This is a genomic window from Halorubrum sp. GN11_10-6_MGM (assembly GCF_005435165.1).
GTDB lineage: Archaea > Halobacteriota > Halobacteria > Halobacteriales > Haloferacaceae > Halorubrum.
On the sequence record NZ_SGUC01000005.1, the window covers coordinates 21,087 to 39,062 of the forward strand.

The window sequence follows — 17,976 nt, forward strand, 5'->3', positions numbered from 1 at the left end:
ATCCGTTATTTCCGGCGTAGGGAACCGTTTACGACAGCTTTTCGATGTTCTCGACGACGGCGTCGGCGAACTCGCTGGTCGCGAGCTTCTCGCCGCCCTCGATCTGGCGGTGGAGGTCGTAGGTGACCTTCCCGGACGCGATGGTCTCCTCGACGGCGTCGCGCACGAGGTCAGCGGCGTCCTTCCAGCCGAGGTAGTCGAGCATCTCGCGGCCCGAGAGGATCATCGCGGTGGGGTTCACCTTGTCCTCGCCGGCGTACTTGGGCGCGGAGCCGTGAACCGGCTCGGCGAGACAGCGACCGTGGCCGAAGTTGGCGCCCGGCGCGATGCCGAGGCCGCCGATCTGCGCGCCGGCGGCGTCGGACATGTAGTCGCCGTTGAGGTTCATCGTCGCGATGACGGAGTACTCGTCCGTGCGGGTCAACAGCTGCTGGAGCATGTTGTCGGCGATGCGGTCCTTGACGACGACGGTGCCCTCGGGCCGCTCGCCGTCGTGCTCCTCCCAGAGCTGGTCCTCGGTGATGACGTCCTCGCCGTACTCCTCCTCGGCGACCTCGTAGCCCCAGTCGCGGAAGGCGCCCTCGGTGAACTTCATGATGTTCCCCTTGTGGACGAGGGTGACCGAGTCGCGGTCGTTGGCGACCGCGTAGTCGATCGCCTCGCGGACGAGGCGCTTCGAGCCGAACTCGGAGATGGGCTTGACGCCGATGCCGACCGGGCCGTCGTGGATGACGTCCGCGATGCCCATGTCGTCTTCGAGGAAGTCGCGTACCTGCTCGACCTCGTCGGTGCCGGCCTCCCACTCGACGCCGGCGTAGACGTCCTCGGTGTTCTCCCGGAAGGTGACCATGTCCATCTCCTCGGGGCTCTTGACGGGCGACGGGACGCCTTCGAGGTGGTAGGTGGGACGGACGTTCGCGTACAGGTCGAGCGTCTGCCGGAGCGCGACGTTCAGCGAGCGGAACCCGGCGCCGACCGGCGTCGTCAGCGGGCCCTTGATCGCGACGCGGTGGTCGCGGATGGCCGAGACGGTGTCCTCGGGGAGGTTCTCGTCGTACTTCTCGCGGGCGGACGAGCCGGCGTAGACGCGCATCCACTCGATGGAGCGGCCCGTCTCCTCGGCGGCGGCGTCGAGTACCTGCTGTGCGGCCGGCCCGACGTCGGTGCCGATCCCGTCGCCGTGGATGATCGGGATGATCGGGTTCGAGGGAACGTTCAGCTCGCCGGTCTCCTCGTCGGCGAGCGTGATGGCTTCGCCGTCGTCGGGGACGTCGACCTTGTCGTAGCTCATGAACGTTCGTGGATTCATGTGGCCCCCTAAAGTGCCTGCCGTTTTCGGCGTGAGCGTCGCGCTCGCAGGGCTTGCCGGTTCTCGCCGGCCGGCCCGCGAAACGCTTCGCGGACGCGTCCCGCGATGCCTCGCCGACTCGTCCCGTGACGCCCCGCGGACGCGTCCCGCGATGCCTCGCCGAGGGGACCCCGCCGACCGAGGCTCAGACCGGTTCGACCGCGACGTCGAACAGCGACCGCCAGCGGTAGCGCCGCCCGCCCCAGACGAACGTTCGGCGGGCGAATGCGTACGCCATCAGCGGCGGGGCGATCAGCACGCCGGGCGCCGCGAGCAGGAACGTCGCGCGGCGGATCCCGAACCGGGCGTACGCGGCCCCCGCGAGCGCCGTGACGAGCGACACCCCCGCGAACGGCGCGAGCAGACAGAGCGCGGCCATGACGACGCCGAAGACGGCGTTGAACGCGGTCGCGGCCGGGGCGTGGTACCGAGTGATCGTCAGGAAGCGGACGAACCGCTCCAGCGACCCCCGGAGCGAGCCGCCGGCGGGGACGTGGCGCGTCCGGTCGACCGCCGAGACGTCGACGTGTTCCGTGAGCGTCCCGTCGTCGCTGACGGTCCGCCGGAGGTCGCGCAGGAACGCCGCCTCCCCGTCGCGGAGGTCGTCGCGCTCGAATATCACCGCGCCGCCCCACGCGACGCCGGCCGCGAACACCGCGAGCGTCCCGCCGATGACGTACGCCGGCTCGAACAGCCGAGCGAGCGGGTCCTCGCCGACGAACACCGGGACCTCCGTGGTCGGCCCCCGTCGGTCGTAGTCGGCGTCGAGCGTCGCCAGCCACTCCGGCGGATGATGAAAGTCGTCGTCGGTCCACGCGATCCGGTCGTTCGCCGCGGCCTCCATCCCGGCCGCGATCGCGTTCGCCTTCCCGGAACACCCCTCCGGCTCGCCCGCGACGAGGAGGCGGACGCGGTCGGGGAGGTCGCCGCGGCGCGCCGCGACCGGGTCGTCCGGCGAGTCGCAGATCACGAGGAGCTCGTCGGCGGCGCGGTCGCCGCCACCGCCGCCATCGCCGCCGGTGTCGCCTCCGTTCTCGCCGTCGAACGCCCCCGGACCGCGCAGTTGCTCGGCCACTTCGTCGCACGCGTCGGTCCAGCGGACGGTCGGGAGTAGGACCGAGACCGGCGCGGGGTCGGTCGGTTCCGAAGCTGTCACGCCCCCCGCTTCGTGCGGTTCACGTATAAACAACGGCGGTCGAGCCGCGGCTCACGACCCCGGACACGAGCGCGTCCCCAGTTCGTCGACCCGCGTCTCCCCGTCGGTGACGTCCACGTCGACCGCCGAGACGGTGACCGACCGGATCGGACCGCTTTCGGCGTCGGCGAGCCCTGCGGCGCGGTCGCAGAGATGTGCGAGCAGCGGCTCGACGCGGTCGGGCTCGGGGTCGTCCGCGAGCAGCGTGAGGAGCTTCCGCCAGCGCGCGGTGGGGTACGCCCGGGCGTCGGAGGGCGGTCGGTCGCGCGCGACGCGGTCACCGTAGAGGGCGTCGAGCCGCTCGCCGTCGTCGGTCGTCGCGGTCGCCAGCACGAGCGCGTCGGTCGCGGGCGGGTTCGGCGCGAACATGTCCCAGCCCCCCTCCGTCGGGTCGGCGACCGACGCGACGGGGTCCGGGGTCTCGACGAGCCCGAGCCCCATCGCGTTCCACGCGACGAGCGCGACGAGGAGGGCCGCGGCGAGGACGGGCACCGCGGCCGCGGCCCGCTCGCGGACGGCGCGAACCGGCCCGCCCTCCGGAGTCGGCCCCGGCGACCGGAGCCGGTCCGCCGCGCCGCGACGGAGCCGGTCGGCGGTCGGGGCGACCGCGCGCTCGACGCGGTCCCAGACGGACGGCGGGAAGAAGGGGAGCAGCGCGGCCGCCGAGACCAGCGGGAAGACGCCGATCTGGAGCGTGACGGCCATCGAGAGGTGCGCCGCGAGGAGCGTCCCTGCGAGCGCGGCCCGGAGCCGACCGGCGGCCGCGACGAGCAGCGGCGAGGCGACGACGAGCGCGAGCCAGCCGTAGGTGGCCGCCGCGAGCAGCGGGGACCACTCGGGCACGACGCCGCCGAACGGGCCGTGGAGGTACGTGAGCCGGAAGACGCGCTCGACGGCCTCTCCCGCGGGCCACGCGGTCCCGCGGAGCTTCACGACCGCGTTGGAGACGTACACGACGACGACGAGGGCCAGGGGGAGCGCCGCGGCGGGACCGGCGACGCGGCCGCTCGCTCCCACCGCGGTCGGTTCCGGGGCCTCGGTCTCCCGGCGCCGCACCGCGTCGAGCGACCACCGAGCGCCGAGCGGGCAGAGGAGTCCGGCGCCCAGCAGCTGGAGCAAGAGGGTGTCACCCGCGTTGAGGACGAAGGGATTCCGGGCCTGAAGCGACGCGAGCAGGACCAGCGAGACCGCGGTCGCGGCGCGGGTCCGGTGGCCGACCGCGAGCGCGGCGGCCGCGGCCGCGGCGACGAGGAACAGCAGCGAGACCGCCCACGCCTCGCCGGAGACGGCGTGGATCGAGAGGCGGGCGCCGAGGGGGTACGCGCCCGCGAGCGCCGCGCGGGGGAGGACGCCGGCGTCGGTGTAGAAGGCCCCGAGGTTTCGCGCACGGAGCGCGAGGTCGACGAGGAGGACGGCCCCCAGCGCGATCCGGAACGCGGCGAAGGCGCGCGCGTCGACCCCGAACCGGCGTCGGAGCGCGGCGCGGAGCCGGGGGACCGCGCCCGCTCCGGAGTCGGCGTCACCGGCGTCGGCTGTCGTCACGATGCCCTCGGATCGCCGAGCGGCGGGAATAGGTCTTGCGGCGCCGGCGTGCGTCCGGGGTCCCGGGCGGCCGCGAGGCGACCGCCGTCGGGCCGTCGCGGTCGCGTCGCGACCCCCGCGGTCGCCGGCTTCCGGGCGCTTATGTGGCCGCCGCGGGTGCCACCGGTATGCGAGTCATCGTTCACGGCGGGGCCGGCGGCGCCCCGGACGAGCCGGAGCCCAGACAGGCGGTCCTCGACGAGGCGGCCACGCGCGGCGCCAAGAGCGGGACGCCGCTCGACGCGGTCGAGTCGGCGGTCAGCGTCCTCGAATCGGACCCCCGCTTCAACGCGGGCGTCGGCGGCGCGGTCCAGTCGGACGGCGTCGTCCGCACCGACGCCGGCGTGATGACCTCGGACCGCGAGATCGGCGCGGCCTGCTCGATGCCCGGCGTCGAACACGCGGCGAGCGTCGCCCGCGTCGTCCGCTCGGAGACGCCGCACGTCTTCGTCTCCGGCGAGCACGCGGTCGAGCTCGCCGACGAGTTCGGCGTCGAGACCGGCGTCGACCTGCTCACGGACGAGAAACGCGAGCGGTACGAGGCCGAGGACCCGCCCCGAGGCGATCCCCGCGAGCACCTCGACTGGCTCGCCTCGCGCTTCGGCTCCGGCGACGATCAGGCGGGCGAGCGGTCGGACGGCGACGGAGCGACGAGCGGCGAGTCGGGCCGCGCCCCGGACCACGACACCGTCGGCGCCGTCGCGACCGACGGCGACCGGGTCGCCGCCGTCACCTCGACCGGCGGGCGGTCGTTCGCGCTGGCGGGGCGCGTCGGCGACGTGCCGCAGGTCGGCTCGGGGTTCTTCTGTACCGAGGCGGGCGGCGCGAGCGCCACCGGCGCGGGCGAGGACATCGCGCGCGTCACCCTCTCGCGGCGCGCCGTCGACCACCTCGACGACGGGCTCGGCGCGCAGGCCGCAGCGGACCGGGCGATCGACGAGTTCGAGTCGATCACCGGATCGGGCGCGGGCGTCATCGTCCTCGACCCGGACGCGACCGGCGCGGACGCCGCGGGGAGCGCGTTCAACACCGAGGGGATGCAGACGAGCGTCGCGCTCGACGAGTGAGGCGAGCGACAGGGCGCCGGGTCGCCCGGTCTGTTGGTCGGCGCGTTGCTCCCTCCGCCGGTCGGCGCGTCGCCCCGTCCGCGGGTCGGCGCGTCCCGTCGGCGCCTACCCGCGGAAGAGGTTCAGCACCTCGTCGACGACCGACGGCTCGACGGCGACGAGGTACGATTCCTCGGGGTAAAGCACCGTCTCGGGACCGGCGAGCGTGTCGCCGGCGGCGTCGGAGACGACGAGACTGCCGCGGGGCAGCGCCACCTCGTCGAGCGAGCGCCCGGCGACCGGCGCCCCCTCGGCGACGTGGAGTTCGAGGATGTCGAGGGAGCCGGTGACGTCTTCGAGGGCGCTCACGTCGGGCTCGATGGCGTTGACGGCCGCGCGCGCACCGGCGCGCTCCGGGTAGATCACCTCGTCGACGAAGCGGTCGAACTCGGTGCCCGGCTCGCTCTCGGTGCGGACGACGGTCTGCGTGTCCGGGGCGAGCTCGCGGGTCAGCAGGCAGACCGCGAGGTTCGTCCCCGACTGGCTCGTCAGCGCGGCGACCACGTCGGCGCGCTCTAACCCCGCCTGTTCGAGGACCCCCGGCCGCGTGGCGTCGCCCTCGATCACCGTGGCGACGTAGTCGTCGCTGAGCGCCGCGGCCCGCTCGGAGTCCCGCTCGATGACGGTCACGTCGTGGCCCCTGTCGTCGAGGATGTGGGCGGCCCGGTTCCCGACGCGACCGCCGCCGGCGATGACGATCCGGAAGTTCCCGTCCATGGATCAGCCGTCACCGGCCTCCGCATTAGAACTGTCCGTCGGATCGGCGGCGGGTCCCTCGCCGCGACCCCGCAGGGCGTAGTACGCGAGGACGCCGGCGAGGATCCAGCCGACGCTCAACGCGAGCGCGAGCGGGTCGGTCCGGACGAGGTACACCACGAGGACGCCGGTGAGGAGGAGGTTCAGGGCGATCCCGAGCACGGCCGGGATGGGGTAGTACGGCATCTCGTACGGGCGGCGCATGTCCGGTCGCTCGCGGCGGAGCTTGATCACGGCCCCGTTGACGACGATGAACGAGAGCAGGAAGAAGAGGCTGGAGACGTTACCGGCGCTCTCGGTCGGCAGGGCGACCGATCCGAGCATCACGACCGCGCTGACGAGGATGGCGAGGAACGGCGTGCCGTACCGGTGGTGGATGCGGCCGATCCGGGGGAGCAGCTGGCCCTCCCGGCCCATGGAGAATGCGACCCGCGAGGAGGCGATGACGACCGCGTTCAGCGCCGTCAGCGTCGAGAAGACCGCGCCGAACACGATCAGCGCGCCCCCGTTCTGGATGATCGGGAGGCCCGTGGGCATGAACGAGGTCGCGGCCGCCGCGATCCCCGCCTCGCCGGCCTCCGCGAGCCCCTCGGCGCCGAGGGTGCCGATGGCGACGACGACCACCAGGGCGTAGACAATCACGGTGGCGCCGAGGCTGTAGAAGATCGCCCGCGGGATATTCTCGCGCGGGTTCTCGACCTCCTCGGTGACGGTCGTGATGAGGTCGTACCCCTCGAAGGCGATGAACGTCAGTCCCATCGCCGGGAGGATCGAGAACGCCGAGTTCCCCGCCGGAAACAGCGGGTCGAACTGCTGGAAGGTGAAGCTCGTCTCCCCGCCGCCGCCGGCCGAGAGGAACCCGAAGGCGACGAAGACGACGAGGATGGCGACCTTGACCGCCGTGAAGATCGTCTCCGCGCTGCCGCTGGCGGCCGTCGAGAGGGCGTTGACCGTCACGAGGAGCGCGACCGCGACGAGCGCGAGCCCCACGGCCGCCGGGACCGACACCGGGAGCAGCGGCACCGCGAGGGCGCCGACCTCGCCGGGCGCCGCGGTGATCCCGTAGACGTGGAGCAGCTCCAGGAAGTTCGGCGCGAACCCGAGCGCGTAGAGGCCGCCGGCGATCATGTAGGCGAACCAGAGCATCCACCCCATCAGGAACGAGGGGAGGTCGTCGAACGTCTCGCGGACGAAGGCGTACCCGCCGCCAGACTTCGGGATCGACGCCGCGAGCTCGGCGTACGAGAGTCCGGTGAACGCCGTGACGATCCCGTTGAACACGAACACGAGGATCGCCGCCGGCCCCGCGATCTCCGCCGCGAGCCCCGTCAGCACGAAGATCCCGGCGCCGATCATCGCCCCCATTCCGATCATCGTCGCGTCCAGCAGTCCGAGCTCGGCCGCCGGGGCGCGATCTCCGGCACTCATCGTGGTACCCAACCGTTCCCACGCGAATAGTTGTTTGGCCGGAGACCGTCGGACCGGATGGCGACGGGGCCGCACGCGGCGGGCCGTCGGGTCGTCGCCCGCGGAGGCGAGGATACAAATCCGGGGGTCGCCTTGCGCCGGTATGGTAACCTTCCTCGCCGGGGGGACGGGCACGCCGAAGCTCCTCGACGGCGCGGCCCGGGTGTTCGAGTCGGCCGAGACCGCGGTCGTCGCCAACACCGGCGACGACGTCGAGCTCGGCGGCCACCTCGTCTGCCCGGACGTCGACACCGTGCTGTTCGCGGGCGGCGGCGTCCTCGACCGCGAGACGTGGTGGGGGATCGACGGCGACACGACCGCGACCCACGAGGAGCTGTCCCGGCTCGCCGCGGCCGCGGGCGACGCGATCGACGGCGAGCCGGGCGCGCCCCGATACCTCGACGACGACGCCCAGACCGCGGGCCGCGATATCGCCCGCTGGCGGCGGTTCTCCGCGGTCGGCGAGTTCATGGAGATCGGCGACCGCGACCGGGCGGTCCACCTCACGCGCACGAGCCTGCTGGACGAGGGAAAGTCGCTCACCGAGGCGGTGGGGACGCTCGCGGACGCGTTCGACCTCGACGTCGACCTCCTCCCGATGTCCGACGACCCGGTCGCGACGCTGATCCACACCGAGGCCGGCGAGACGCTCCACTTCCAGGAGTACTGGGTCGCGCACCGCGGCGAGCCCGCGGTCGCGGACGTCGAGTTCCGGGGCGCCGAGGACGCCGAGCCGACCGACGCGGTGCTGGAGGCCCTCGCGGATCCGGTCGTCATCGGCCCGTCGAACCCCGTGACGAGCCTCGGGCCGATGCTGGCGTTTCCCGGCTTCGAGCGCGCGCTCCGGGAGACGCCCGTCGTCGCCGTCTCGCCGTTCGTCGGCGACGAGGTGTTCTCCGGCCCGGCCGCGGAGCTGATGGCGGGCGTCGGGCGCGAGCCCTCGACGGCGGGCGTGGCCGACGCGTACCCGTTCGCGGACGCGTTCGTCCTCGACGAGGCGGACCCGACCGAACTCGACCGGCGCGTCGAGCGCACGGACACGCGGATCGACGACGCGGACGACGCCGAGCGCGTCGCCCGTGCCTGCGAGCGCGCGCTTCGCGAGGTCGGCGACGACGCGGCCGGCGACGACGCGGCCGGCGGCGACGCGGCGGACGCGTCGCAGCCGCGGGAGGGCGCGGAGTGACCCAGCGTGCCGCCGAGAGCGAGGTGCCCGCCCGCGGCGGCGACCCGTTCCTCGTCGCCGCGAGCCTCAGCGGCGCCGCGGACGCCGAGTGGGCCTGCGCCGCGGCCGGGCAGGTCGACGTCGCGCTCCTCGGCGGGGTCGCGCTCGACTCCCCCAGCCGGGCGGCCGCCCGCGACCTCGTCGCGCGCGGCCGCGACGAGTTCCTCCCCGCCGACCCGCTCGCGTTCGTCGCCGACCAGCTCGACGCGGTCGCGGACGCGCCGGTTCGGCCCGGGATCAACGTCCGGAGCGCGACCCCGGAGCCGGTCAGAGCGGTCGCCCGGATCTGCGCCGACCGCGGCGCCGTCTGCGAGGTCAACGCCCACTGCCGGCAGCCCGAGCTGCGCGCGGTCGGCTGCGGCGAGTCGCTGCTGGGCGATCCCGACCGCCTCGCCGAGCACGTCGCCGCCGCGGCCGAGACGGGCGCGACGACGAGCGTGAAGGTCCGCGCCGAGGTGCCCGGCGTCGACCTCGTCGCCGTCGCGGAGCGGGTCGCCGCGGCCGGCGCGGACTGGCTCCACGTCGACGCGATGGACTCGGAGGCGGTGCTCGCGGACCTCGCGGCCGCGGTCGCCGCGGCGCCCGACGACGACGCGAACGGCCTCGCCGACCTGACGCTCGTCGCCAACAACGGCATCCGCGGGCGCGAGACGGTGGCCGAGTACGCCGCGTACGGCGCCGACGCGGTGAGCGTGGGACGCCCGACGGAGGACCCACCGGTCCTCGCGCGCGTCGCGGACGCGGTGGCGGAGTGGCGGGCGGGAGGACTGCGGAAGCAAACCGACGAGTCGAGTCCCGAACCGGGGGCCCGGCCGTGACCGGCGGCTCGTCGCCGGAACGGGACGCGACGGCGCCGTCGGCCGGAGCGACCGATCCGGTCGACGACGCGACGCTCGCGCTCCTCGTCGAGGTCGCCGGAACGCCGAAGCCCGGGAACGTCGACCGGCGGCGCGACCTCGACGACCTGCGGTTCGAGGCGTTCCTCGGCGGCGCCGTCGGCGCCCGACGTGGGCTCGAACTGGCGGCGACGGTCCCCGAGAGCGAGGGCCGGGCGCCGCCCCCGATCGGCGAGGCCTTCGAGCGGGCCGTGTCGGGCATGGCCGCGCGCGCCGGGACGAACACGCAGTTCGGCTGCCTGCTCCTGCTCGTCCCGCTGGTCCGGGCGGCCGCAGATCCCGGCCGGGAGCTCGCCCCGGCCGACCTCGACGCGGTCTGTCGCGCGACGACCGTCGACGACGCGGTCGCGTTCTACCGCGCGTTCGAGGCCGTCGACGTCGCCGTCGACGACCCGCCCGAAGGCGCGGCCGACCTCGACGTGCGCCGCGGGAGCGACGCCGAACCCGCGCTCCGCGAGCGCGACGCGACCCTCCGCGACGTGCTGGCGCTGTCCGCGGAGTCGGTCGACTCGGGAGCGACGACCGACTCGACCGACCCGGACCGCGTCCCCGACCGCAACGCGGCGGAGTGGGTCGAGGGGTTCCCGCGGACGTTCCGCGCGGCGGAGTGGATCCTGACCGACGAGGGGCCGCTCGCGGACCGGGCGGCTCGGGCGTTCCTCGGACTGCTCGCCGCCGAACCCGACACCCTAGTCGCGTCGACGCGCGGGGCGGAGACGGCCCGCGAGGCGAGCGGGCGAGCGAGGGCGATCCTGCGGCCGGACGAGACCGGTGAGGGCGATCCGAGCGGCCCGCTCGGCGACGTGACCGCGGTTGATGTCGACGCCGTTCACAGCGCCGACCTCGACGCCGCGGAGTCGCTCGCCGAGGAGTTCGTCGCGGAGGGGATCAACCCCGGCACGACCGCCGACCTCACCTGCGCGGCGCTGTTCGTCGCGCTCCGGCGCGGCGCGGAGGTGCCGCCGTGAGCGACGGGACGGCGGACCACGGAGATGCCGTCCCTGAACGCGCCGCTCCCGAGGGCTGGCCGGTCCCGCTCCGCGGCGTCACGGAGTCAGTGGTGACGACGCTGGGTCCGAACGACCGGTGGAACGTCGCGGCGCTCGGGCTCCACGCGCCGGAGACCGACGCGGACGGCGAGCCCGCCGGTCCCGTCACCGCGCGAACCTACGGCCGGACCCGGACGTGGCGGAACTTCGCCGAACGCGGCGGCGGCGTGGTCCAGTTCACCGTCGACCCGCGGACGTTCGTCGACGCGGCGCTGACGGTCCGCGAGGTCGACGAGGCGGTGCTGCCGAGCGCGGACGCGTGGGTGGAGGTGCGTGCCGAGGAGGTCGCGGCCGAGACCGAGGGGGACACCACGATTCGGACGTGGGAGCTGACGCCGGTCGAGTCCGAGATCCTGAGCGAGCGCGTGCCGACGGTGAATCGCGGGTTCGGCGCGGTCGTCGACGCCACGGTGGCGGCCTCGCGGCTCGACGTGCCGAGGTTCGACGCCGCCGAGCTGCTCGACCGGCTGCGCTACTTCGCCGACGTGGTCGAGCGCTGCGGCGGGCCGGCCGAGCGCGAGGCGTTCGCGCGGATCGACGAGGCGACCGGGTGGCGGGAGCGCTCGGACGAGCCGTAGGAACCCGCCGCAACTCCGGCTCGCGGCCGCTCGCGGCGGAACGAACCCTTTTAGTTCGGCCCTCCGGTATCGCTCGGTATGGCCATCAAACCCAAGTACATCAAGCAGCTCGGGAACGTCCTGCTGGAGCGGTATCCCGACTCGTTCAACACCGACTTCGAGACGAACAAGGAGAGCGTCACGGCCCTGACGACCGTCGAGTCGAAGGGAGTCCGCAACCGGATCGCCGGCTACGTCACGCGCAAGAAGTCGAACGACGCGCAGACGGCGTAACCGCTCGGTTCGAACGACGCGTATTCTCGGGACCGGAGCGCGAACCCGTCGAGCTTGTCCGCCGGTTTTACGTTCTCTCCGGCGGCAGACAGACGGGAATGAAGCGAGCGATATCCCTCCTGTTCGCGACGGGCGTCCAGTCGCTGCCGTTGGCGCCGTTGTTCAAACCGCCGCGGACGAACGCCTCCCCCTCGCGGGCGTTCGGGGTCCTCGCCGGAGTCAGCCTCGTCGCCGGACTGGGGTGCGAACTCGCGGCGCCACGGGTGAGTCGGTGACATGAGGAAGACCGGACTGACGGTAAGCGCGCTCGGGCTGGCGACGAGCGCACTCGGCACCCTGCTGCTGTTCGCGCACGCGACCGATCGATACCACGCTGCCATTCAGGACATGGGCACGATAGCCGTCGCGTACCTCGGCCTCATCGTCTTCGGCGCGACGATATCGATAACCGGTGTTGCGCTGCTGGTGAGCGCGCGCGACGAGTGAACTCCGGCGGCGGTCGGGAGTTGATTCGACCGCGTCCGCCCCGACGGTTTAAGTCCGGAGCCGCGGCCATCCCGCCTCGATGGACGCGCTCGTGCGGCCGGTGGTCGACCCGGCGTTCGCGGCCGGCGCGCTCGCGTTCCTGCTCGGCGGGGTCGCGCTCGGGACCGCGAGCGGGCTGGTCCCGGGGCTTCACGCCAACAACTTCGCGCTGCTGCTCGCCGGGTTCGCGCCGTCGGTGCCGGCCGACCCGCTGTTCGTCGGCGTCGCGATGCTCGGCGCGGGCGTCGTCCACTCCTTCCTCGACATCGTCCCCGCGCTCGCGCTCGGCGTGCCCGACGCGGCCACCGCGGTCGCCGCGCTCCCCGGACACAGGTTGGTGATCGCGGGGCGCGGCCGCGAGGCGGTCCGGCTCTCCGCGCTCGGTTCCGGGCTGGCGGTGGCGCTCGCCGTGCCGCTGGCGGTCCCGATCACGTGGCTCATGGTGCGGTGGTACCCGGTGCTGCGCGCGCACCTCCCGCTGCTGCTCGGCGGCGTCGTCGCCCTGCTCGTGCTCACGGAGTCGTCGCGGCGAGCCGCGGTCGGCGGGCTGTTGGCGTTCCTCGCGAGCGCCGCGCTCGGACTCGCGACGCTCGACGCCGACCCCGCCGCGCCGCTGTCGACCGGGGGCGTCCTCGCGCCGCTGTTCGCCGGGCTGTTCGGCGTTCCCGTCCTCGTCGACGCGCTCGGCGGCGACGGCGTCCCGCCGCAGGCCGACCCCCGGATCGCGATGGACGCGCGCGACCTCGGGACGAGCGCCGGCGCCGGCTCGCTCGCCGGCGCGGTGGTCGGCTACGTGCCGGGCGTCTCGGCCGCCATCGCCGCCGTCGCCGCGATGCCCGCGGTGCCGCGCGAGTCGGCCGACCGCGGGTTCGTCGTGGCGACGAGCGGCGCGAACACGGCGAACACGATCTTCGCGCTGTTCGCGCTGGTGGCGCTCGGAACCCCGCGGACGGGCGTGACCGTCGCGGTCGACCGGGCCGGCGTGCCGTTCGCGCTGCCGATGCTCCTCGTCGCGGCCGCGATTGCGGCGTGCTTCGGGTTCGCCTTGGTCGTGCTGGTCGGCGACCCGTACCTCCGGACCGTCGGCAACGCCGACTACACCCGGCTCTCGGTCGGCGTGCTGGGGCTGCTCGCCGTGGTGTCGTACGCGTTCGCCGGGGCGTTCGGCGTCGGGGTCCTCCTCGTCGCCGGCGCGTTGGGCCTCGTCCCGCCGCGGGTCGGCGCGCGGCGCGTCCACCTGATGGGCGTGTTGATCGGGCCGCTGATCGTCGGCTGACGGGTCGTCGAAGGGGATAACTGACCGCCCGCGGCCGGCCCGACTTCATTCGAGCGGGACGGTACCGGGGCGCACGACCCGTTCCGGGGCAAAGAACAACGGTTAAAAGTCGCCGCCGGTGAGTACGTGTATGAGCCAGAGCGACTCCCAAGCCACCCCGCAGTGCGTCTCCTGTGGGATTCAGGTGTCCGGCATGAACGCCGCGCAGTTCTCCTGTCCGGACTGCGGCGCCACGATCTACCGGTGCGCGAAGTGCCGGAAGCAGAGCAACCTCTACGAGTGCCACGACTGCGGCTTCCGGGGGCCCTGAGATGGGCGACGTCGCCGCCAAGATCAAGGTCATGCCGAACAGCCCCGAGATCGACCTCGACGAGCTCCAGGACCGCCTCGAAGAGGCGCTCCCCGAGGGCGCCAAGATCCGCGGCTTCGAACGCGACGACGTCGCGTTCGGGCTGGTCGCGCTCCTGCCGACCGTCATCGTCCCCGACGGCGCGGGCGGCACCGAGGCCGTCGAGGAGGCGTTCTCCGAGGTCGACGACGTCGAGTCCGTCACGGTCGAGAACGTCGGTCGCCTGTAAGGCGTCGACCCCGCGTCGCCGCCGGCGACGCACCGGTCCGGTTCTGCGGTTTCGTTCGTCTCGGTGAGCGGTCGCTCCGGAAATCAGTCACTCCGGAAAGCCGTCGCTTCGAAATTCGGTCGACGCGGCGTCGAACGGTCGGCGCGGTCGGCCTATCGGCCGGATTCGTAGAACTCCTCGCGGTAGACGCGCCCGAAGGCGTTGCGCCGGAGGGTGCTGGCCGCCGCGTCCGGCTCGTCCTGATACGTCGCCGCGATCACGGTGTCCGCGAAGGGGATCGGGTGCCAGACGACGTTGTCGACGTTCTCGGAGCCGATCCGGGTCACGTCCTCGTCGTCGAACTCGCTGTCCGCGAGCCACGCGTCGAACTCGCCGCCCTCGCCGACGTGGACAGCGAGCAGCTCGGCGAACGTCGCGTCGCGCGCGGTCTGAACGACTTCGGGCGTGACGCGCTCGTCGTACTCGTCGCTATCGAACGACATCGCCTTCGTCGCCTCGCGGACGACGACCTGCGCGACCGGCCCGACCTCTTCGTAGCGTTCGAGCGCGTCGGCCCGCGTCTCGGGAGCGAACGTGCCTCTTGTCTCCATACACGGAGTTGAGCGGGGGCGGAAAAGGGCGTTCCGTTACGCGTCGCGGTCGGCGGCTTCGTCGGCGAGGTCAGCGTCGGCGTCCGCCGCGTCGCTGTCGTCCGGGGAGTCGGCGTCGGCGGGGACTTCGTCCGCAGCGTCCGCGGCGTCGGCGTCGGTCGCCTCGTCCGTCGCTTCTCGGGTCATCTCGCGCGCCTCGCGGAGGGCCTCGGCGACCGCGGGGTCGTCGACCTGTTCGGGAGTCGGCATCCCGGCGTCCGCGGGAGAGTCGTGATCGTGACCGGCGTGGTCGTGGCCGCCGTGATCGGGAGTCGAGGAGGCCGCGTGCCCGCCGGACCCCATTCCGACGTCGGGGCGGCCGCGGGGGACGGTGTCCTCGAACACCTCCTCGTACTCCGCTTCGTCGGCGTGCGGAGTCACCTCGGCCGCGAGGTCGGCGGGCTCCCGGTCGCTCCAGTCGGCGACGCGCTCGTCGAGCCACGCCTCGTGGTCGCCGCCGTGGAGCATCGCCGTGAACGCGAGGTGGTGCGCGAGGTGTTCGCCGTCGCGCTGCGGGGTGTCACAGACGGGGCACGCGTATCCCATGTCGGGCGTAGATACGCGGGTCGGCTGTAAAGTCGCGTCGAAGGTGAACCAGTCGGGGACGGGTGGTGTTTATCAGGGAACGACTCCCTGAGCGGCCACGAACACCCCCGAAGCCCCCTACTACACCGCAACCGCAACCTCACGCCTCCCCAGCCTCGTCGGTGGTCCGTCGCTTCGCTCCGGACCACCGACTCCCTCGCGCGTGCTGTCTCGCGGTCGCCGGGGGCGACCGCTCACAGGCACGCGCCACCGCAACCGCGGGAGGTATTTATAAGACGCCGCCGCGGTCACTTCTTCCGTTTAAATACTACTTCGCCGCCGATACGCTTCGCCGGTCGGGGTCGTCGGCGGTTCTGACGCCACTATAACAGCAACTTTATCACTCGCACGGGGCGAAATTCGGGTAAGACTACTCCGTTAGGAGGTCCAACAGTGACTGAAGCCAACACACAACCGGAGGTGAACATCGGTCTCGTCGGTCACGTCGACCACGGGAAGACGACGCTGGTACAGGCGTTGTCCGGCTCGTGGACCGACCAGCACAGCGAGGAGATGAAACGCGGCATCTCGATACGGCTGGGGTACGCGGACGCGACGTTCCGTCGCTGTCCCGGCGTCGACGAGCCCGAGTGTTACACCGTCGACGAGGAGTGCGAGGACGGCTCCGAGAGCGAGCCGATCCGGACCGTGTCGTTCGTCGACGCGCCCGGCCACGAGACGCTGATGGCGACGATGCTCTCGGGCGCCTCGATCATGGACGGCGCGGTGCTGGTCGTGAGCGCGACCGAGGACGTCCCGCAGGCCCAGACGGAAGAGCACCTGATGGCGCTCGATCTCATCGGGATCGAGAACATCGTCATCGCGCAGAACAAGGTCGACCTCGTGAGCCGCGACCGCGCCGTCGACAACTACGAGCAGATCCAGGAGTTCGTCGCGGGCACCGTCGCGGAGGACGCGCCGATCGTCCCCGTCTCGGCCCAACAGGAGGTCAACCTCGACCTCCTCATCGACGCGATCGAGTCCGAGATCCCGACCCCGGAGCGCGACCCGAGCGAGCACGCCCGGATGTACGCGGCCCGCTCGTTCGACATCAACCGCCCGGGCGCGACCGCCGAGGAACTCAAGGGCGGCGTCGTCGGCGGCTCGCTCGTCAGCGGCGAGCTGTCGGTCGGCGACGGCTTGGAGATCCGGCCGGGTCGCGAGGTCGACGAGGAGGGCCAGACCGAGTGGCGCCCCCTCGAAACGACCGTCCGGTCGCTTCAGGCCGGGAACCGCGACGTCGAGACCGCCCGACCGGGCGGCCTCCTCGGCGTCGGGACGGGCCTCGACCCGAGCCTGACGAAGGGCGACGCGCTCGCCGGGCAGGTCGCGGGCGAGCCGGGGACGCTCCCCCCGACCCGCGAGGAGTTCGAGATGACCGTCGACCTCCTCGACCGCGTCGTCGGCAAGGAGGACGACGAGAGCGGCGAGAGCGACATCGAGGAGATCAGCACCGGCGAGCCGCTGATGCTCACCGTCGGGACCGCCACGACCGTCGGCGCCGTGACGAGCGCGCGCGACGGCGAGTGCGAGGTGAGCCTCAAGCGCCCCGTCTGCGCCGAAGAGGGCTCCCAGATCGCGATCAACCGGCGCGTCGGCGCGCGGTGGCGGCTCATCGGCGTCGGGACGCTCGCCTAGCGTGTCCGACGACGCCCGCGCGGACGGCCCGGAGTCGGCGCCCGCGGGCGACGCCCGAACCGAGGGCTTCGCGGGCGAGGACCGCGCCGGTCCGCCGGTCGTCGCGCTCGACGCGAGCGCGCTGATGGCGCCGGTCGAGGCCGATCTTCGGCTGTTCGAGGAATTGGACCGCCTTCTCGGCGGCTACGAGACCGTGGTTCCGGCGACGGTGATCGCGGAGCTCGAAGCCCTCCAAGGCGGCAACGGCGCGGAGGCGACCGCCGCGAGCGTCGGCGCGGACCTCGCGGAGCGGGCGGAAACGGTCGAGACGGACGAATCGTACGCCGACGACGCGCTCGTCGCCCTGGCCGCGGCCGGCCGGGTCGACGCCGTCGTCACGGTCGACGGACCCCTCGCGAACCGGGTGCTGGCCGCGGACGCACCAGTAATCGGTTTAAGGGGTCGGAACACACTGGCGATAACGGAACCCTAGCGGCCGCGGACAACCAACAACATGTACAAACGAGTTCGACTCAAGGACACGGTCGAGGTCCCGCCGAAGCACCTGGCGGACGTCACCGACGAGCGGGTGAAAGCCCTGCTTCAAGACAAGCTGGAAGGACGGATGGACGAGGAAGTCGGCAGCGTCGTGAGCGTCATCGAGGTTCACGACATCGGCGAGGGCGCGGTGTTACACAACCGCCCCGGCGTCTACTACGAGGCGGAGTTCGACGCGCTCACCTACGACCCCGACATGCAGGAGGTCGCCGACGGCACCGTCGTCGAGACGGTGGAGTTCGGCGCCTTCGTCGGGATCGGTCCGGTGGACGGGCTGCTCCACGTCTCGCAGATCACCGACGAGTACCTCACGTTCGACGGCGCGAACCAGCAGCTCGCCTCGTCGGACTCCGACAAGACGCTCGGCGTCGACGACGCGGTGCGCGTCCGCGTCGTCACGAAGAGCATCGACGAGCGCAACCCCCGCGACTCGAAGATCGGGCTCACGGCGAAACAGCCCGGGCTCGGTAAACACGAGTGGCTCGAAGGGCAGCGGAAACACCGCGAACAGACCGGTGAGGAGGCGGACTGATGGCCGAGGACCGCCTGGCGTGTCGGGAGTGCCACCACGTCAACGACCCGGACGCACAGACCTGCGCGCTCTGCGGGTCGTCGTCGCTGACGGAGGACTGGGCGGGCTACGTCGTCATCACCAAGCCCGAGAACAGCCAGATCGCCGAGGAGATGAACGTCACCGAGGCGGGCGCGTACGCGCTCAAGGTGCGGTAACGCCG

Annotated in this window: 22 protein-coding genes; 15 read left to right on the plus strand and 7 right to left on the minus strand. The window is 72.8% G+C overall.

What is annotated here, in order from left to right:
* Positions 1 to 28 precede the first annotated feature (28 nt).
* The 3 genes from icd to EXE46_RS03890 form a co-directional block, all read right to left on the minus strand.
* Complete coding sequence (gene icd, locus EXE46_RS03880; protein ID WP_137687188.1) at positions 29 to 1,291, minus strand: isocitrate dehydrogenase (NADP(+)); 1,263 nt, start codon at positions 1,289 to 1,291, stop codon at positions 29 to 31.
* 202 nt (positions 1,292 to 1,493) lie between these two features.
* The gene (locus tag EXE46_RS03885; RefSeq protein WP_137687189.1) at positions 1,494 to 2,504 is read right to left on the minus strand and encodes a glycosyltransferase; all 1,011 of its coding nucleotides are present in this window, start codon (positions 2,502 to 2,504) and stop codon (positions 1,494 to 1,496) included.
* 51 nt (positions 2,505 to 2,555) lie between these two features.
* Positions 2,556 to 4,085 (minus strand): HTTM domain-containing protein, encoded by a 1,530-nt coding sequence (locus tag EXE46_RS03890; protein WP_137687190.1) that lies wholly within the window; start codon positions 4,083 to 4,085, stop codon positions 2,556 to 2,558.
* A gap of 167 nt (positions 4,086 to 4,252) precedes the next feature.
* Here EXE46_RS03890 and EXE46_RS03895 point away from each other — a divergent pair, with 167 nt between their 5' ends.
* Positions 4,253 to 5,191 (plus strand): isoaspartyl peptidase/L-asparaginase, encoded by a 939-nt coding sequence (locus EXE46_RS03895; protein WP_137687191.1) that lies wholly within the window; start codon positions 4,253 to 4,255, stop codon positions 5,189 to 5,191.
* 105 nt (positions 5,192 to 5,296) lie between these two features.
* On the opposite strand, the gene EXE46_RS03900 is transcribed toward EXE46_RS03895, so the two are convergent.
* Together EXE46_RS03900 and EXE46_RS03905 are read right to left on the minus strand one after the other, a co-directional pair.
* Complete coding sequence (locus tag EXE46_RS03900) at positions 5,297 to 5,947, minus strand: TrkA family potassium uptake protein (protein ID WP_137687192.1); 651 nt, start codon at positions 5,945 to 5,947, stop codon at positions 5,297 to 5,299.
* Positions 5,948 to 5,950: 3 nt separating this feature from the next.
* Positions 5,951 to 7,414: an APC family permease gene (locus EXE46_RS03905; protein WP_137687193.1), complete on the minus strand. Its 1,464-nt coding sequence runs from the start codon at positions 7,412 to 7,414 to the stop codon at positions 5,951 to 5,953.
* Between the two features lie 142 nt (positions 7,415 to 7,556).
* On the opposite strand from EXE46_RS03905, the gene cofD reads away from it, so the two are divergent.
* The 10 genes from cofD to EXE46_RS03950 all read left to right on the plus strand — a co-directional run bounded on the left by cofD (position 7,557) and on the right by EXE46_RS03950 (position 13,853).
* The gene (gene cofD, locus EXE46_RS03910; protein WP_137687194.1) at positions 7,557 to 8,639 is read left to right on the plus strand and encodes a 2-phospho-L-lactate transferase; all 1,083 of its coding nucleotides are present in this window, start codon (positions 7,557 to 7,559) and stop codon (positions 8,637 to 8,639) included.
* Positions 8,636 to 9,496, plus strand: coding sequence for a tRNA-dihydrouridine synthase (locus EXE46_RS03915; RefSeq protein ID WP_137687195.1), 861 nt, complete (start codon positions 8,636 to 8,638; stop codon positions 9,494 to 9,496). The genes cofD and EXE46_RS03915 overlap by 4 nt, the downstream gene beginning before the upstream one ends.
* Positions 9,493 to 10,542 carry a triphosphoribosyl-dephospho-CoA synthase gene (locus EXE46_RS03920; RefSeq protein ID WP_137687196.1) on the plus strand — a complete coding sequence of 350 codons (1,050 nt, stop codon included), beginning with the start codon at positions 9,493 to 9,495 and terminating at the stop codon, positions 10,540 to 10,542. Before EXE46_RS03915 ends, EXE46_RS03920 begins: the two co-directional genes overlap by 4 nt.
* Positions 10,539 to 11,201: a DUF447 domain-containing protein gene (locus EXE46_RS03925; protein WP_137687197.1), complete on the plus strand. Its 663-nt coding sequence runs from the start codon at positions 10,539 to 10,541 to the stop codon at positions 11,199 to 11,201. Before EXE46_RS03920 ends, EXE46_RS03925 begins: the two co-directional genes overlap by 4 nt.
* 78 nt (positions 11,202 to 11,279) lie before the next feature.
* Positions 11,280 to 11,474 carry a 30S ribosomal protein S17e gene (locus EXE46_RS03930; RefSeq protein ID WP_137687198.1) on the plus strand — a complete coding sequence of 65 codons (195 nt, stop codon included), beginning with the start codon at positions 11,280 to 11,282 and terminating at the stop codon, positions 11,472 to 11,474.
* Between the two features lie 98 nt (positions 11,475 to 11,572).
* Positions 11,573 to 11,749 (plus strand): hypothetical protein, encoded by a 177-nt coding sequence (locus EXE46_RS16765; protein ID WP_158413923.1) that lies wholly within the window; start codon positions 11,573 to 11,575, stop codon positions 11,747 to 11,749.
* A 1-nt stretch (position 11,750) separates the two neighbouring features.
* A complete protein-coding gene (locus EXE46_RS03935; RefSeq protein WP_137687199.1) occupies positions 11,751 to 11,960 on the plus strand; it encodes a hypothetical protein in 210 nt (69 codons plus the stop codon).
* Positions 11,961 to 12,039: 79 nt separating this feature from the next.
* Positions 12,040 to 13,275: a tripartite tricarboxylate transporter permease gene (locus EXE46_RS03940; RefSeq protein WP_137687200.1), complete on the plus strand. Its 1,236-nt coding sequence runs from the start codon at positions 12,040 to 12,042 to the stop codon at positions 13,273 to 13,275.
* A gap of 130 nt (positions 13,276 to 13,405) precedes the next feature.
* The gene (locus EXE46_RS03945; RefSeq protein ID WP_049930276.1) at positions 13,406 to 13,585 is read left to right on the plus strand and encodes an HVO_2753 family zinc finger protein; all 180 of its coding nucleotides are present in this window, start codon (positions 13,406 to 13,408) and stop codon (positions 13,583 to 13,585) included.
* A gap of 1 nt (position 13,586) precedes the next feature.
* Positions 13,587 to 13,853 carry an elongation factor 1-beta gene (locus tag EXE46_RS03950; RefSeq protein ID WP_137687201.1) on the plus strand — a complete coding sequence of 89 codons (267 nt, stop codon included), beginning with the start codon at positions 13,587 to 13,589 and terminating at the stop codon, positions 13,851 to 13,853.
* Positions 13,854 to 14,005: 152 nt separating this feature from the next.
* On the opposite strand, the gene EXE46_RS03955 is transcribed toward EXE46_RS03950, so the two are convergent.
* Together EXE46_RS03955 and EXE46_RS03960 are read right to left on the minus strand one after the other, a co-directional pair.
* Positions 14,006 to 14,443 (minus strand): DUF5809 family protein, encoded by a 438-nt coding sequence (locus EXE46_RS03955; RefSeq protein ID WP_137687202.1) that lies wholly within the window; start codon positions 14,441 to 14,443, stop codon positions 14,006 to 14,008.
* 36 nt (positions 14,444 to 14,479) lie between these two features.
* The gene (locus EXE46_RS03960; RefSeq protein WP_137687203.1) at positions 14,480 to 15,028 is read right to left on the minus strand and encodes a DUF5810 domain-containing protein; all 549 of its coding nucleotides are present in this window, start codon (positions 15,026 to 15,028) and stop codon (positions 14,480 to 14,482) included.
* Between the two features lie 432 nt (positions 15,029 to 15,460).
* Here EXE46_RS03960 and EXE46_RS03965 point away from each other — a divergent pair, with 432 nt between their 5' ends.
* The 4 genes from EXE46_RS03965 to spt4 are packed head-to-tail and all read left to right on the plus strand — an operon-like array spanning position 15,461 to position 17,971.
* On the plus strand, positions 15,461 to 16,705 hold the full coding sequence (locus EXE46_RS03965) for a translation initiation factor IF-2 subunit gamma (RefSeq protein WP_137687204.1): 1,245 nt from the start codon (positions 15,461 to 15,463) through the stop codon (positions 16,703 to 16,705).
* 1 nt (position 16,706) lies between these two features.
* Positions 16,707 to 17,177 (plus strand): PIN domain-containing protein, encoded by a 471-nt coding sequence (locus tag EXE46_RS03970; protein WP_137687205.1) that lies wholly within the window; start codon positions 16,707 to 16,709, stop codon positions 17,175 to 17,177.
* 21 nt (positions 17,178 to 17,198) lie between these two features.
* Complete coding sequence (locus EXE46_RS03975; RefSeq protein WP_017343865.1) at positions 17,199 to 17,774, plus strand: DNA-directed RNA polymerase; 576 nt, start codon at positions 17,199 to 17,201, stop codon at positions 17,772 to 17,774.
* Entirely contained in the window at positions 17,774 to 17,971 is a 198-nt protein-coding gene (gene spt4 / locus EXE46_RS03980; RefSeq protein ID WP_137687206.1) for a transcription elongation factor subunit Spt4, read from the plus strand. Before EXE46_RS03975 ends, spt4 begins: the two co-directional genes overlap by 1 nt.
* The last annotated feature ends 5 nt before the right edge of the window (positions 17,972 to 17,976 follow it).

Bases quoted from the DNA above. Each gene is read 5' to 3' on its own strand.
- EXE46_RS03940 (WP_137687200.1), top strand. From the start codon at position 12,040: ATGGACGCGCTCGTGCGGCCGGTGGTCGACCCGGCGTTCGCGGCCGGC.
- EXE46_RS03950 (WP_137687201.1), top strand. From the start codon at position 13,587: ATGGGCGACGTCGCCGCCAAGATCAAGGTCATGCCGAACAGCCCCGAG.
- EXE46_RS16765 (WP_158413923.1), top strand. From the start codon at position 11,573: ATGAAGCGAGCGATATCCCTCCTGTTCGCGACGGGCGTCCAGTCGCTG.
- spt4 (WP_137687206.1), top strand. From the start codon at position 17,774: ATGGCCGAGGACCGCCTGGCGTGTCGGGAGTGCCACCACGTCAACGAC.
- EXE46_RS03935 (WP_137687199.1), top strand. From the start codon at position 11,751: ATGAGGAAGACCGGACTGACGGTAAGCGCGCTCGGGCTGGCGACGAGC.
- EXE46_RS03905 (WP_137687193.1), bottom strand. From the start codon at position 7,414: ATGAGTGCCGGAGATCGCGCCCCGGCGGCCGAGCTCGGACTGCTGGAC.
- EXE46_RS03900 (WP_137687192.1), bottom strand. From the start codon at position 5,947: ATGGACGGGAACTTCCGGATCGTCATCGCCGGCGGCGGTCGCGTCGGG.
- cofD (WP_137687194.1), top strand. From the start codon at position 7,557: ATGGTAACCTTCCTCGCCGGGGGGACGGGCACGCCGAAGCTCCTCGAC.
- EXE46_RS03895 (WP_137687191.1), top strand. From the start codon at position 4,253: ATGCGAGTCATCGTTCACGGCGGGGCCGGCGGCGCCCCGGACGAGCCG.
- EXE46_RS03960 (WP_137687203.1), bottom strand. From the start codon at position 15,028: ATGGGATACGCGTGCCCCGTCTGTGACACCCCGCAGCGCGACGGCGAA.
- EXE46_RS03955 (WP_137687202.1), bottom strand. From the start codon at position 14,443: ATGGAGACAAGAGGCACGTTCGCTCCCGAGACGCGGGCCGACGCGCTC.
- EXE46_RS03945 (WP_049930276.1), top strand. From the start codon at position 13,406: ATGAGCCAGAGCGACTCCCAAGCCACCCCGCAGTGCGTCTCCTGTGGG.
- EXE46_RS03975 (WP_017343865.1), top strand. From the start codon at position 17,199: ATGTACAAACGAGTTCGACTCAAGGACACGGTCGAGGTCCCGCCGAAG.
- EXE46_RS03930 (WP_137687198.1), top strand. From the start codon at position 11,280: ATGGCCATCAAACCCAAGTACATCAAGCAGCTCGGGAACGTCCTGCTG.
- icd (WP_137687188.1), bottom strand. From the start codon at position 1,291: ATGAGCTACGACAAGGTCGACGTCCCCGACGACGGCGAAGCCATCACG.